The organism is Actinomycetota bacterium (genome assembly GCA_040905475.1).
In the GTDB taxonomy this organism is placed as follows: domain Bacteria; phylum Actinomycetota; class AC-67; order AC-67; family AC-67; genus DATFGK01.
Genome location: JBBDRM010000063.1, coordinates 23,246 through 37,536 on the forward strand (window position 1 = coordinate 23,246; position 14,291 = coordinate 37,536).

Below are 14,291 nucleotides of genomic sequence, written 5' to 3' on the forward strand. Positions count from 1 at the left end.
GTGCTTGAGGTCCGCAACCGCGCATGGCGCAGCACTGCCGCCGATACGATGTCCCCTCGTGGATCCGGAACTGCATCCCCAGCCGCCACCGGCGGAAGCGTCGCGGGCCGGAGGCGGAACGCTCGGGCTGTTCCGGCGCAACCCCGATTTCACCAAGCTCTACGCGGCGCAGCTCATCTCGTTCGGCGGCGACTGGTTCACGAGCGTGGCGCTCCTTTCGCTCGTGCTGAAGACGACCGGGAGCGCGACGCTGGCCGGTCTGGTGCTCGCGGCTCAGACCCTGCCGTTCGCGATCGCGTCCCCGTTCGCCGGGGTGATCGTCGACCGGTTCGACCGCAAGTCGGTGATGATCTCGGCCGACGTCGTTCGCGCGTTCCTCGCCCTCGGGCTTCTCGCCGCCCGATCGGAAGAGACCATCTGGATCGCCTTCGTCCTGCTGGTGTTCATCTCCGGATTCTCGGCTTTCTTCGAGCCGGCGTCCTCGGCGGCGATGCCGAACGTCGTCGGGAAAGAAGACCTCGCGCGCGCCAACGTTCTCATGGGCTCGGCGTGGGGGACGATGCTCGTCGTCGGAGCCGCGCTCGGCGGCGTGGTGTCCTCGACGCTCGGCAACGACGCCGCATTCATCGCAGACGCCGCGTCGTTCGCGGTTTCCGCGATGCTCCTGCTTCGCGTTCGCACGAGCTTCCACGAGACGGAGCCGCGCCGCGACCACCGGGTGTCCATCGCCGCCGACGTTCGGGAGACCGTTCGCTTCGCCAAGCGAGAACGCCACGTCCTCGCCCTGTTGACGGTGAAGGCGGGCTTCGGACTGTCCGCCGGCGTCATCGGGCTCATCGCGGTGTTCGCGGTCAAGGTCTTCAAAGGCGGAGACGCAACCATCGGCCTCTTGATGAGCGCGCGCGGCGCGGGGGCCCTCACCGGGCCGTTCCTCTTCCGGCGGTGGGCGCGCGACCGGGACGATCGGCTCTTCTTCGGCCTGACCATCGCAGGACTTATCTTCGGCGCCGGGTACGCGATGTTCGCGATCGCGCCCACCGTCTGGCTCGCGGCAGTCGGCGCCTGTATCGCGCACATCGGCGGCGGATCAACGTGGACGCTGTCGACCTACGGCCTCCAACGCTGGACGCCGGACGCGATCCGCGGGCGCGTCTTCTCGTTCGACTACGGGCTCGTCACCCTGACGATCGCAGGTTCGGTGTTCGCCGCGGGCCTCATGGCCGATCGAGTGAATCCACGCGCCGTCGCGCTCGGCATCTCGGGCGTGGCGATCACGTGGGTGCTCGGCTGGACGGTATGGCGGCGCAGGCTGTTCCGGCGCTAGCCGGCGAGCGTGATCGGGTTGGTGATCGCCTCGAAAGCCGCGCCGCGCATCAGCTGCAGGCGATAGTCCCCGGTAGCGAAGCGGAGAACGTGAACGTCTGATCCGAGCGCAGGACGGGGAACGCCCGGTACGGCGACCCGTCCCGCAGCACCAGCAAGACGCGCGGCTGGATGCTCGCCGGCGCGTTGAACACCCGAGCATCGAACCGCGCGCCGGACGCCGCGAGCGCGTCTCCCATCATGACCGTCGCTCCCCCGCCCTTCGGCGTGGCGGTGAAGCGAAGATCGGGGCCGGTCGGCGAGAAGAACTTCACATACGCGTGGCCGGCGAGGACGCCCTCGCGGATCCCCTGCTCCGAGAGCTCCGGCGCGAAGACGACCGTGGTCGCCTCGCCGATCGGCGCTCGAAGGATGGAGCCGGGATCGGTGAGCGATGACTTCGCGCCGGCCTTGTGTGAGTCGCTCGAGCCGACCGCGGTCACGTCGAAGCCCATCTTGTGGATGTGGTCGAACCAGGCGAGCGCCAGAACGGTGAACGGGTTCGGCCCGATCTCGTTCCCTTCCGGCTCGGGCAAACCCGCCGGCCCGGTTTGGACCTCGAACGCGTCGACCTTGGACCAGTCAGTCTCGGCATCAGAGTAGGACCACGAACACCCGCGGCAGAAGCTCGCGAACGTCGGCACCTGTCCCGGGAAGATCGTCGGATGGTTCACCTGTGTCCAGCCGGTCGGTGAGGCATGCACGTCGTCGAAGATGCGGCCGGCCGGTTGCGCGTCGCGCACCTTGAGGAGCGATCCGTTCCCCTGCCGTTCGTAGATCGGGCCGGTGCGGTGGTCGACGTAGCGCAGACTCGCGTGGTTGTTGATGTGTCCGCGGTAGGTGATGACCTCGGACGATCGGACGATCAGCTTGCCGGGATGCTGCGGCTGGAAGTGTCCGATCTCGTCCCAGTGCCGGTCGGTCACGTAATCCGACAGCGTGATGAAGTCGAGACTCGCTTCGTTGAACGCGTAGTCGAAGACTTCGCTCATCGGCGCGTCGTTCGGGTTCGAGTGACGCCCGTGCACGTGGAAGTCTCCCGAGTACCATCCCGCGTTCGGGTTCACCGCCGCGTCGTCGTACGGCGCCGGTACCCACGGCTGGTCGGCGTCGGCGGGATCGGAGCCGGTGAAGATCTCGAGCCGCCACTCGACGGCATCGTTGAGGTCCCCTTCCGTCAGGCCGCCGATCGCTGCAAGCCCGATCTCTGCCGCCCAATCCCCCGCCGGGATCGGTCCCGGCTTGAATCCGACGGTGGTCGAGTCCTCGGGCGTGATGAGGACGTTCGGCCGGCTCGAGCCGCCCCAACCGCGGAACTCGTCCTCGTCGTAGAAGTTGTCTCCGCGGGTCTGGTAGAGGCCGAGATCGAGCGTGTGTTTCACCGAGTACGGCACGCCGGGCGCCGACAGCGGCAGTTCGGGCTGGGCGTAGCAGATCTTCACGCGGACGCTCGTCGAGCCGGCCGGAACCTCGAACGGCACGAGCACGTACGCACCCTCGAGTGACTTTTCGAACGTTCCGGTCACGACGCGGCCGGGCGCCCCGTCGTCGCCGGGACACGCGGGGACGGCCGCATGTCCGAGGGGAGGCGTCGCGAGCATCGCGAGCAACGAAGCGAGGGCGAACGCGATCCGGCGCATCCCTCGGACTTCGCCGCGGACCCTCAGCCGTCCTCCCGCGACAGATCCTCGAGCACGGCCATAGCGGCATTCCGACCCGGTGCACCCATCACGCCTCCGCCCGGATGAGCGCCGGCACCGCACAGATACACACCCCGCACCGGCGTTCTCGCGCCGCCGCCCCATCCGGGAACGGGTCGCTCTCCGAACAAGGCCCCGGGGAGGATCTCGCCGTGGAAGATGTTGCCGCCGGTCAAGCCGAATCGGTCCTCGAGATCCGGAGGCCCGAGCACCTCGCGCACGATGATCGATCCCGCGACGTTGGGCGCGTATCGAGCCAGTGTGGCGATCACCGCGTCGCCGGCCACTTCGCGCTGCTGCTCCCAGCTTCGGCGGTCGGATCGCGGTGCGTACTGCGCGAAGCACGAGACGACATGCACGCCGGGCGGTGCCAGCGAATCGTCGACGGCCGTCCCGCAGAACACCTCCATGAAGGGCTCCTCCGAGACGTCGCCGGCGTCGGCCTGCTCCCAAGCGCGCTGGAGGTAATCGATCGACGGACAGATCTCGACGGTCCCGCGATGCTGGGGGCCGACGCCGTCGTCCGCGAACCCGACGTAGCGGGGAAGCTCGCTCAGCGCGAGGTTCACCTTCACGACCGAGCCGCGCGTGTCGATCGCCTCGATGGCCCTCCGGACTCCGGGTTCGAGGGCATCCTCGGACAGGAGCGTCAGGAAGGTCCGCTTCGGGTCGGCGTTCGAGAGCACGGTTCGCGCGCGCACAACCTCGCCGCCGACGAGGCGCACGCCCTCGCCGGGAAGGATCTCCTCGACCGGAGCCGAGGTTCGGATCGTCGCGCCGGCTTCGGCGGCAGCCTCGGCGATGACGCGGGTGACGGACCCCATCCCACCGGCGACGTACCCCCACGTGCCGTCGATGCCGTCCACACCTCCGAGCAGATGGTGGGCCATCACGTACGCCGTGCCGGGGTCGCGCGGGGAGGACGCCGTGCCGATCACGCCCTGAGATACCAGCGCCCCGCGCATCGCGTCGGTGGAGAAGAACCGCTCGACGACCTCGGCGGCGGACGCTTCCACGGCCAGGCGGAATATCTCGCCCTGCCCGCTGCGTTGAGCCTGGGTCCGGACTTCTGCGAGCGAGGGGGCTTCGCGGAGGAGCCACGGCCTGAGCAGAGCGACGGCCTCGTCCCAGAAGGCGTTGAAGCGCCGATAGCCATCGGCCTCGCCGGACGAGAACTTCTCGAGCTCCTCGTGGGTCCGTTGCGGGTCTCGCCAGATGAAGAGGTGACCGCCGTCGAGGAGGGGTATGAACAGTTGCGGGTCTTTCGGGATCACCCGGAGGCCGCGGCGAGCAAGTTCCAGTTCCTGCCAGATCTCGGGCAGGAGCAGGGACAAGGAGTATGCGCCCGAAGAGGTACGGATACCGGGGGCGATCTCCTCAGTGACACACGCCCCTCCGACGATCTCGCGGCGTTCGAGAACCGTGACCGCGCGGCCGGCTCGGGCCAGATATGCGGCCGCTACCAGGCCATTGTGGCCGGCGCCGACGACGACTGCGTCGAGGGATACGGTGGGCGGCACGGGCCAAACGGTACACGAATGGGTCGCGGCGAACGGCACGAGATCGCCGAGGCTTCGGACCGGCGTGCGTCCGAGGCCCAGAATTGAGAGAATCGTCGTGACGGCTCCCAAAGACCGGGACCGGAATGACCGGATTGCTTGGATTGAGGTGTGATGGCTCAAAGAACTGAGGAAGAGAACCCGAAGGCCGCAGAGGCCGAGGACGACGACGCCGAGGTCGAAGACGCGGAGCTCCTCGCCGAGGTCGCAGAGGACATCGAGGTCGAGGAGGAGGCTCCACCTCGGGCACCCAAACCCGAAGAGGCGGCCGGCCTGGGGGACCTCGACGCGCTCGGCACCTACCTGCGCGAGATCGGCCGCTATCCCTTGCTCAACGCCGCGCAGGAGGTCGAGCTGGCCAAGCGGATCGAGGGCGGGGTGAAGGCCGCGAAGCGTCTGGCCAAGAACGGCTCGATCCCGGCGACGAAGAAGCGGGAGCTGCAACGCACCGTTCGGGACGGGGAGATGGCCAAGCACGACATGGTCCAGGCGAACCTCCGGCTCGTCGTGTCGATCGCCCGGCGCTACCGTGCCACGGGCATCCCGCTTCTGGACCTCGTCCAGGAGGGCAACATCGGCCTGATGCGCGCGGTGGACAAGTTCGACTGGCGCAAGGGCTTCAAGTTCTCGACCTACGCGACGTGGTGGATCCGTCAGGCGATCCAGCGTGGGATCGCCGACCGCGGCCGCGCGATCCGGCTGCCGGTCCACGTCCACGAACTCTTGGTGCGGGTCCGCCGCGCCCGCGCGGAGCTCGAAGCCCAGTATGGACGCGAGGCCACCGACGAAGAGGTCGCGCGGGCCGCGCGGCTCCCGGTCGCCCGTGTTCGCGAGCTGCGCGGACTTGCCGCGAACCTGCTCTCGCTCGAGACCCCCGTCGGGGAGGCCGGCGAAGCGACGCTCGGGGAGTTCGTCCCCGACGAAGCGGCGGCCGGACAGTTCGACGAAGTCCTATCGGGGATCGGGCGCGAGGAGCTCGAAAAGGTGCTCTCGACGTTGACCGAACGCGAGCAGAAGATCCTCGCGCTCCGCTTCGGGCTGACCGGCGAGGAGCCGCTTACCCTCGAGGAGGTCGGTCGTAGATTCGGGCTCACTCGCGAGCGGATCCGTCAGCTCGAGGCGAAGGCGCTCGCGAAGCTCCGGCACCCCAGCCGCTCGGCGGCCCTGCGAACCGAAACCTAACCCGTCGCCGGGTTGATCGCGGCCTGAAACGCGGGTTTTCCGTCGGCGGCGATCAGCTGCACGGTCAAGTCCCGTACGTTGAGCCCGGTCGTGCTCCCCCACGAGCCGCGACCGTCCACGAGCCGGATCCGCCCGACCGTGACCGCAGCGGAAGACTTGGGGATGAAGACGACGTCGTGCATGCCCGAGCCACTCGCGGCGTCGACGACGATGAAGACCCAGTTCGCCGGGCCCGAGTACGCGAACACCTGACCGGCCGGACCTCCGTCGGACGTGCGGAGCGAAGCGGCGACCAGCTCGCCCTGCCGCTCGATGATGTTGAGGTAGCGATTGGCGAGGTCGCGGTCGCGCCGGGTCGCTGCGGTCATGATCGCGAACGTTCCACCGATCGAGACGAGAACGATCGCGGCGACCGCCGCCACGATCTTGAGGCGCCGGCCGGGCCGCAGGCCGTGCACGCGGTCGACGGCGTGAGCTTCGAAACCGATCGGCGGTTCTTTGGGAGGCGCCAGCAGCAGGAGAGAGTCGGCGGCGCGGGAGAGCTCTTCGACGAGTGTGCGACAGTCGGTGCAGGAGGCTATGTGGACGAGCGCGCGAGCGCGCTGCTCTCCGGCCGCGATCCCTAGCGCGAGTTCCGGAGCGAGCTCGCGTACCTCATCGCAGGTCGCTTCGCTCACTCTTGACCTCGAATGCCGAGCGCAGCTTGATCATCGCTGCGCGGATCCGGGTCTTGGCCGTACCGAGCGGCACCTTCTCCGAGTCGCTGATCTCGCGGGCGGTCCGCCCGTAGAAGGCGGCGAGGACGAGCGCGCGGCGCTGGTCGAACGGGAGCTCCATGATCGCGCGCCGAAGGCGCCCGATGTCCTCGCCGGCGATCGCCCGCTCGTCCGGACCGGCTTCGGGCGCCGGGATCCCCATGGCGAGCAGGGCGTCGGGGTCCATGGGCTCGGCGCGGCGGAGCCGCATGGCGTCGATGGCCAGGTTCCGGGTGATCGCGAGCAGCCAGGCGGCCACCGGTCCGCGCCTGGCGTCGTAGGCCTGCGCATGGCGCCAGGCCCGGGCGAATGCCTCCTGAGCGACGTCCTCGGCGACGCCCTGGTCCCCGGTGATCGCCATCGCGAGCCCGAAGACCCGGCGCTGGAAACGGCGCACGAAGGCGGCGATGGCGTCGGTATCGCCGGAGGCGAGTCCGGCGAGAAGCGCTTCGTCTGATGCGGCCCACATCGGGGATACCCTCCTGAGGCGCCCCTGGATTCCCGGCCAGGATCTTGGCCCGAAGGGATTCTACCCTCGGAAGGGGTCTTACCCAAGGGTAACGGGGTCCTTAACACCGAGGCAGACGGGTCGTACAATCCGGGCGCCGAGGGGTGCTAGGACGACGAAGGGGGAGCCATGCCGTGGCAGAATTTCCTGCTCGCGATCCACATCCTGGGTGCGGTCTTCATCTTCGGCCCGACGGTGGCCTACTCGTTCATAGGGGCGCGGGCTAAGAAACAGGGAGCGCCCGTCGCGTGGGCGATCGGGACCGTCGAGTTCATCGAGAACAAGTGGGTAAACCCGCTCGCCCTCACGCTCCAGCCGCTTTCGGGAGCGCTGCTGATCCTCAACGGGAAGAATCAATGGAATCCGTTCGAGAGCCACGGCCGCTGGCTCCTCATCGGGATCATCCTCTACATCGTGGCGATGGGTTTCGCCATCTTCGTTCAAGGCGCGAACGCGAAGAAGGCTCTGCACCTTGCCGAGGCCGATCAGTTCGGACCGGAGTTCGGCGCGCTCATGAAGAAGGTGGCAATGGGCGGTCAGTTCCTGACGGTTCTGCTCATCGCGATCATCGTGCTGATGGTCGTGAAGCCAGGGTCGGGCTTCATCCATCCCTAACCACGAGGGGCGAGGCGCACTCGCCGCCTCCATGATGGCCAGGAAACTCGGCGCGGAGAGCCCGTAGGGTTCTCAAAGCGTGAGCGCCTCTTCGGATCGGCCCGGCGACCACCGAGCCCTGCTGACCGACTTCTACCAGCTGACGATGCTTCAGTCGTACTGGCGACGGCGGATGACCGCGCCGGCCACGTTCGACCTTTTCGTACGGCATCTTCCTCCCAACCGCCGCTTCCTCATCGCGTGCGGGCTCGAGGGTGCACTCGATTACCTGGCGACCCTGCGTTTCACGTCCGATGACGTTGCCTATCTGCGCTCGCTCGAACGGTTCGACGACACGTTCCTGGAGTGGCTCGCAAACCTGACCTTCACCGGAGAGGTATGGGCGATGCCCGAGGGCGAGGCGTTCTTCGCCGGCGAGCCCATCCTCCGCGTGACGGCGCCGCTTCCCGAAGCGCAGCTCGTCGAGACGTTCCTGCTCAACGCGATGCTGTATCCCTCGGCCGTCGCGAGCAAGGCGGCGCGATGCGTCCTCGCGGCGGAAGGACGCGACGTGGTCGACTTCTCGTTGCGCCGTGACCACGGAGCCGACGCGGCCCTCAATGCGGCGCGGGCGGCGTGGGTCGCCGGCGCGGCGGGGACCTCGAACGTGCTCGCCGGAAAGACGTTCGGCATCCCGGTGCTCGGCACGATGGCGCACTCGTACGTGATGGCGTTCGACGACGAGACGGAAGCGTTCCGGGCCTACGCGGAGGAGTTCCCCGAGGCGGCGGTCCTGCTCGTCGACACCTACGACGCCGAGGAAGGTATCCGGCGTGCGGCAACGGTGGGGCGGGAGATGGCGGCGCGCGGGCAGACGCTGCGCGGCATCCGTCTCGACTCGGGGGACCTGATCGCCCTCGCGAGGATGGCGCGTGCGGTCTTCGAGCGAGCGGGACTGCCCTCCGTCCGAATCTTCGCGTCGGGAGATCTGAACGAGCAGCGGATCGCAGAGATCGTCGCCTCCGGTGCACCGGTAGACGCGTTCGGAGTCGGCACCGAGCTCGGCGTCGTTGCGGATGCGCCCGTGCTTCCCGGCGTCTACAAGCTCGCCGAATATGCGGGGCGGATCCGCGCGAAGCGATCGCCGGCGAAAGAAACGCTCGGCGGCCGCAAACAGGTGTGGCGTCGGGAGGGATTCTCCGACGTGATCGCCCCACAGGGCGAGGCCGTGGCGGGTGCGCGCGCGCTGTTGTCGCATGTGATGGCCGACGGCCGTGCGATTGAACAACCTGCTCTTGTCGCCGCGCGCGAACGGTGCGCGGCGACACTCGCGGCGCTCCCGGCAGCGCTCCGCGATCTCTCGCCGTCGCCGGCGGACTCGGGACCGCGTCCTTCGATCCACGACGCGCTGCGCTGAGCTCGATCCTCGCGGTAGCGGATCGGTACGAGCCGCTACGGAGTGATCGTGATCGCGTGCTTTCCCGCCGACGAGATGGTGATCTCGAGCACGCCGGCGGCATAAGAGCCCGTCGCGCCGGTTACGGTCGGCGCCGAGCCCCACGCGCCCGCGAGACGCAGCACGACCGGCCCATCCGTCGTGACCGTCGCCGTGATCGCGCCCGCGGTGGATAGGGCCATCCGCGCAACGTCTAGTTCCGCCGTGGCGATGTTCGTGAGCGTCGCGTCGAACGCGTTCATCGGCGCAGACGTACCCGTGCCGAGCCACGAGAGCCCCGCCATCGTGAACGGGGCCGTGTGACCGATCGCGGCCACGCTCGCCTCAGGGATCGTCAGATACGCGGGGACGCCGCGGCCGTGCGTGGTGGCGTCGAAGACTCCGGTCGTGCCCGGCGATGCCGGATCACCGCTGCGGATCCTCAAGCCGTCGACCCAGTAGGCGCCGTCGAAGGTGTAGTCGAGCGTCGTCCCCTCGGGCGTACCCACCGTCTCGACCTGTCGTTCGAGCGCCGGCCAGACCTTGTAGGTGACCCGTGCCGGGTTCGGGTCGCGCTCGAAGCCGTCCAGATAACGACCCGGGTCGGACCACTCGTCGACGATCAGAGGTGAATAGTGCTCTTGACCGAGGAGCAGATACAGACGGTTCCGATAGCCGAGCTCGTCGAAGCGCAAAGCCATCCGGGTGACGCCGGTCACCCAGACGAGCTCGTCGTCGGTGCCCTGGAAGATGACATAGGGCACGTTGCGCGCGTTCTCGATGATGTTGAACATCAGCTCGGCCTCGGGGTCTCCGCCGTCTTGCGGCTCGATCGGAGCACCCACGCCGAGCCACGCGCCCTGGGTCGTGGCGCCGGCGATCGGGAACGCCGCTTCGAAGCGGTCCGGGTACAACAGACCTACGAGATACGAGCCGAAGCCGCCCATCGAATGCCCCGCGACTGCCACGTGATCCGGATCGATGGAGAACGATGCCATCGCGTCGTCCCACGTCTCCAAGAAGGACTCATGGCCGCGCCCGACGTACCACGTCGAGGACCCCCGCGCGCTCGGCGAGAATACGACGCGTCCGCTGCGCTCGCCGAGCTGCCGGATGATGCCCGGCACCCATGCACCGGCGAGGTGGGTGGTGCCGCTGGAGCGCGGATGGAGCCAGAGGAGCCCGGGGCTCGGCGTCTCGGGAACGTACGTCGTCGGGATGTAGAGGCCGTAGTGCTGGTAGATCCCCTGGCTTTCGCTGCTGCCGTAGGTCTCGCGCGCGACCGGCGAGTCCGACAGGAACACGCGCTCGTAATAGCCGGGACCGGGCTCGAAGGATTCGGTTGCGCCCGCGGCGAGCTTGGCGAGATCGATCTTCGCGAGGTAGCGGTCGATGTCGCCGGCCAGCAACGCCAGGGCCTGCTCGCGGTCCATCCGGATACGCACCGGCTCGTCGGTTCGGAAGGCGACGTTGAAAAGGTCGGCGGTCGCCGTTCCGGTGGATACATCGGCGAAGTCGGTCCCGTCCGTGTTCACGAGCCCAGTGGCGACGCCGATCCCGAGCGGCGATAGCCCCTCGAGCCCGAACCGCGACGGGCGGATCATGACCTCCACCGCGTTGTCGAAACCATCCGGGTTCGTGGCGGCTTCCCACGCCGGGGAGCAGCCATCGTCGCCGCACGCGCCGGGGGGCAGCGGCAGTACCGAACCCTCCTTCGTGTATCGGATGATCTCGTTGCCGGAAACGAGCAAGGAGATCTCCGCTCCCGTCGTTATCCCGCCGGGGGCAGGAAAAGCACCGCCGGGCGCGATGTCCAGGAGGATCAGCACGGCGGTCCCAGGAGTCGCCTTCATCAGCGCCGTGCGAACCAGGAAGTGCAGTCGATCGGCGTCGGCGGCGACGCGCACCTCGGCGATGTCGGCTTCGTGACCCAGGCCCTCGGGGTATGCGGCGTCCCCGTACTCTGGCTCGGCCGAGAGCAAAGGCGGCCCTTCGAGCCCGAACTCGTCGCCGAGCACCTGCCCGACCGGATCCAAACGGTAGGTGCGTGGCTCGAGCTCGCGCAGCGGATCGAGCGTCGCCAGACGCTCGGCGTCGCGTCCGTCGTCCGCGCCCCAGTCGTCGCCGATGAAATCGGAGTAGACGTACTCCCCCTCCGAATAGATCGCGGTTCCCCCCAGCCGGGTGGGAGCGCCGATCCAGTCCGACACGTCTCCGTCGACGATCTTCCCGGAGGGCGCGATGGGAGCGGCCGGAGCGACAACGATCCGGCCGGGCGCGATCTCGGGGGCAAGTACCGGGAGATCGGGGACCTGTTCGGGGATGACGGCGGCCGCGCTCCACGAGACGGCGAGCACGCACGTGAGAACCAGCAAGGATCGGCGCATGGGGACTCGATTCGGCGCCCGGCGTCCGGATACCTCTCTGAGCCTCAGGCTCTAAGATGTCGGTGATGGCCAGTACAAACGGCGCACGTGCAAAGCTCGAGGTAGCCGGCGGTTCCGTCGGCATCGCACGGCTCGATCGGGTCCTAGACCCGAGCCGCCTGGCGCGACTGCCGTACGTCGTCCGGCTCTTCCTCGAGAACGCGCTCCGCAATCAAGGCGGCGGCGCCGACCCCGGTCACCTCGAGACGCTCGCGGACTGGCCCGGCACGCAGCCGGTCGAGTTCCCGTTCTTCCCGTCTCGCGTCGTCTTGCAAGACTTCACCGGAGTGCCGTGCGTGGCCGACCTCGCAGCGATGCGGGACGCGGTCGCGGGCTTGGGCGGCGACGCGACGCGGGTCAACCCGATCATCCCCGCCGACCTCGTGATCGATCACTCCGTTCTCGTGGACTTCTTCGGCATGAGCGAGGCCTTCGAGCGGAACGTCGACCTCGAATACGAGCGGAACCGCGAGCGGTACGCGTTCCTCCGATGGGCGCAACGCGCGTTCCGGGGAATGATGATCGTGCCGCCGGGCGCCGGGATCGTGCATCAGGTGAACCTCGAGTTTCTCGCGCGGGTCGTCATGACCCGCGACGACGGCGGCGAAACGATCGCGTACCCCGACACGCTCGTCGGGACGGACTCGCACACGACGATGATCGGCGGCGTCGGCGTGCTCGGATGGGGCGTCGGCGGCATCGAAGCCGAAGCGGCCATGCTCGGCGAGCCGGTCACGATGCTGACGCCGATCGTCGTGGGGGTGAAGCTCACCGGTACCCTGCCGTCGGGCTCGACCGCGACGGACCTCGTGCTCTCGTTGACCGAGCTGTTGCGCGCACGCGGGGTCGTCGGGAAGTTCGTGGAGTTCTACGGTGACGGGCTGGCCTCGCTGGCGGTGCCCGACCGCGCGACGATCTCGAACATGTCTCCGGAGTACGGCGCGACGGAAGGAATCTTCCCGGTCGACGAGCAGACCATCGCGTACCTGCGCGCCACCGGACGAGACGCGGATCTGATCGACCTCGTCGAGCGCTACACGAAGGAGCAAGGGCTCTGGCGCGAACCCGGCGCCGAGCCGACCTACTCGGAGACGCTTTCTTTCGACCTGGGATCGGTCGAGCCGTCGCTCGCCGGGCCGAAGCGGCCCCAGGACCGCGTCGCGCTCCCACGGATGCCGGACAGCTTCCACGACGAGCTCGACGTGTTGCGCGGGGTGCATCCCGGCGGCAACGACTCCGACCTCGTCGAAGCGCCGGCGATCCGTCGCGTGAAGGTGCCGACCGTGCAGGGAGAAGCAGAGATCGGCGACGGATCCGTGGTGATCGCGGCGATCACGTCGTGCACGAACACGTCCAACCCGTCCGTGATGATCGGCGCCGGCTTGCTCGCGCGGAACGCCGCCGCCAAGGGGCTTCGCGTCTCACCGACGGTCAAGACCAGCCTCGCGCCGGGCTCGCCGGTCGTCGAGGACTACCTGCGACGCTCCGGACTGCTCGAGGAGCTGGAGAAGCTGAACTTCTTCTTGGTGGGGTTCGGCTGTACGACGTGTATCGGGAATTCTGGTCCGCTCCCCGAGGACGTCGCACGCGCCGTCGACACCTCCGATCTGGCGGTCGCCGCCGTCCTGTCCGGGAATCGAAACTTCGAGGGACGGATCCATCCCCAGGTCCGGCTCGCGTACCTCGCCTCTCCCCCGCTCGTGGTTGCGTTCGCGCTCGCCGGCACCGTCGACGTCGACCTCACGACCGATCCGCTCGGAACCGACACCGAAGGGAAGCCCGTCTTCCTCCGCGACATCTGGCCGTCGCCCGAGGAGGTGCGTCGCACCATCGAGCAGTCAACGGACCCCGAGTCCTATCGCTCACGGTTCGCCTCGATCACCGAGGGCGACGAACGGTGGCGCGGTCTGCCGGTTCCGGAGGACGAGATCTACCGATGGGATGCGAACTCCACCTACATCGCCCGCCCACCGTTCCTCGAAGGCGTCGGCCTGGAGCCGAAGCCCGTCGAAGACGTCACCGGCGCGCGGGTGCTCGTCTGGGTCGGCGACTCGGTCACGACCGATCACATCTCCCCCGCGGGATCGATCAAGGCCGGATCGCCGGCAGGCGAATGGCTTGCATCGCGCGGGGTTTCGGCCGACAAGCTCCATTCGTACGGCGCACGCCGCGGCAACCACGAAGTCATGGTCCGCGGAACGTTCGCGAACATCCGGTTGCGGAACAAGCTCGTCCCGGGGACCGAAGGTGGCGTCACGGAATTCCTGCCCACGAATGACCAGACGACGATCTTCGAGGCAGCCGAGCGGTACCAGGCGGCCGCCGTTCCGCTGCTCGTGCTCGCCGGCAAGGAGTACGGCGCAGGCTCGAGCCGCGACTGGGCGGCCAAGGGCACCGCCCTCCTCGGGGTGCGGGCGATCCTCGCCGAGTCCTACGAGCGCATCCACCGCTCGAACCTCGTCGGTGTGGGGGTCCTGCCCGTGGAGTTGCCGGCCCCTGCCGAGGAGCTCGGCCTGACCGGCACCGAGACGATCGACATCGCGGGGCTGACCGCCGCCGGCGATGGTCCCGGAGGGCTGCCGCGCACCGTGCGGGTCACCGCCTCCCCCGACGACGGTTCCACCCCGTTGTCCTTCGAGGCAGCGGTGCGCATCGACACCCCCAACGAAGCGGCGTACTACCGCCACGGTGGGATCCTCCAGTACGTCCTGCGCCAGTTGCATGCCCGCTCGTCGGACGGGGGTGGCGCGCAGTAGCCCCGCTCACGCTG

General features: G+C 68.5%; 10 protein-coding genes. 5 read left to right on the plus strand and 5 right to left on the minus strand.

Annotated features, from left to right (window positions below):
• Positions 1–58: 58 nt before the first annotated feature.
• Complete coding sequence (locus tag WEB06_05805; GenBank protein ID MEX2555129.1) at positions 59–1,324, plus strand: MFS transporter; 1,266 nt, start codon at positions 59–61, stop codon at positions 1,322–1,324.
• 49 nt (positions 1,325–1,373) lie between these two features.
• Here WEB06_05805 and WEB06_05810 read toward each other — a convergent pair whose 3' ends face one another.
• Both WEB06_05810 and WEB06_05815 read right to left on the minus strand, forming a co-directional pair.
• Positions 1,374–3,002, minus strand: a complete 1,629-nt coding sequence (locus WEB06_05810; protein ID MEX2555130.1) for a CehA/McbA family metallohydrolase — start codon at positions 3,000–3,002, stop codon at positions 1,374–1,376.
• Between the two features lie 23 nt (positions 3,003–3,025).
• Positions 3,026–4,582 carry an NAD(P)/FAD-dependent oxidoreductase gene (locus WEB06_05815; GenBank protein ID MEX2555131.1) on the minus strand — a complete coding sequence of 519 codons (1,557 nt, stop codon included), beginning with the start codon at positions 4,580–4,582 and terminating at the stop codon, positions 3,026–3,028.
• A gap of 153 nt (positions 4,583–4,735) precedes the next feature.
• On the opposite strand from WEB06_05815, the gene WEB06_05820 reads away from it, so the two are divergent.
• Positions 4,736–5,803, plus strand: a complete 1,068-nt coding sequence (locus WEB06_05820) for a sigma-70 family RNA polymerase sigma factor (protein ID MEX2555132.1) — start codon at positions 4,736–4,738, stop codon at positions 5,801–5,803.
• On the opposite strand, the gene WEB06_05825 is transcribed toward WEB06_05820, so the two are convergent.
• Both WEB06_05825 and WEB06_05830 read right to left on the minus strand, forming a co-directional pair.
• Positions 5,800–6,480, minus strand: coding sequence for a zf-HC2 domain-containing protein (locus WEB06_05825; protein MEX2555133.1), 681 nt, complete (start codon positions 6,478–6,480; stop codon positions 5,800–5,802). The genes WEB06_05820 and WEB06_05825 overlap by 4 nt on opposite strands.
• Positions 6,458–7,027 (minus strand): sigma-70 family RNA polymerase sigma factor, encoded by a 570-nt coding sequence (locus WEB06_05830; GenBank protein MEX2555134.1) that lies wholly within the window; start codon positions 7,025–7,027, stop codon positions 6,458–6,460. Before WEB06_05830 ends, WEB06_05825 begins: the two co-directional genes overlap by 23 nt.
• Positions 7,028–7,195: 168 nt before the next feature.
• Between WEB06_05830 and WEB06_05835 the strand changes: the two genes are divergently transcribed.
• Together WEB06_05835 and WEB06_05840 are read left to right on the plus strand one after the other, a co-directional pair.
• Positions 7,196–7,681, plus strand: a complete 486-nt coding sequence (locus tag WEB06_05835; protein ID MEX2555135.1) for a DUF2269 family protein — start codon at positions 7,196–7,198, stop codon at positions 7,679–7,681.
• 79 nt (positions 7,682–7,760) lie between these two features.
• A complete protein-coding gene (locus tag WEB06_05840) occupies positions 7,761–9,077 on the plus strand; it encodes a nicotinate phosphoribosyltransferase (GenBank protein MEX2555136.1) in 1,317 nt (438 codons plus the stop codon).
• 35 nt (positions 9,078–9,112) lie between these two features.
• Here the strand turns inward: WEB06_05840 and WEB06_05845 are convergent, their stop codons facing one another.
• Positions 9,113–11,482, minus strand: coding sequence for an alpha/beta hydrolase-fold protein (locus WEB06_05845; protein ID MEX2555137.1), 2,370 nt, complete (start codon positions 11,480–11,482; stop codon positions 9,113–9,115).
• A gap of 56 nt (positions 11,483–11,538) precedes the next feature.
• Here WEB06_05845 and acnA point away from each other — a divergent pair, with 56 nt between their 5' ends.
• Complete coding sequence (gene acnA, locus WEB06_05850) at positions 11,539–14,277, plus strand: aconitate hydratase AcnA (protein MEX2555138.1); 2,739 nt, start codon at positions 11,539–11,541, stop codon at positions 14,275–14,277.
• The last annotated feature ends 14 nt before the right edge of the window (positions 14,278–14,291 follow it).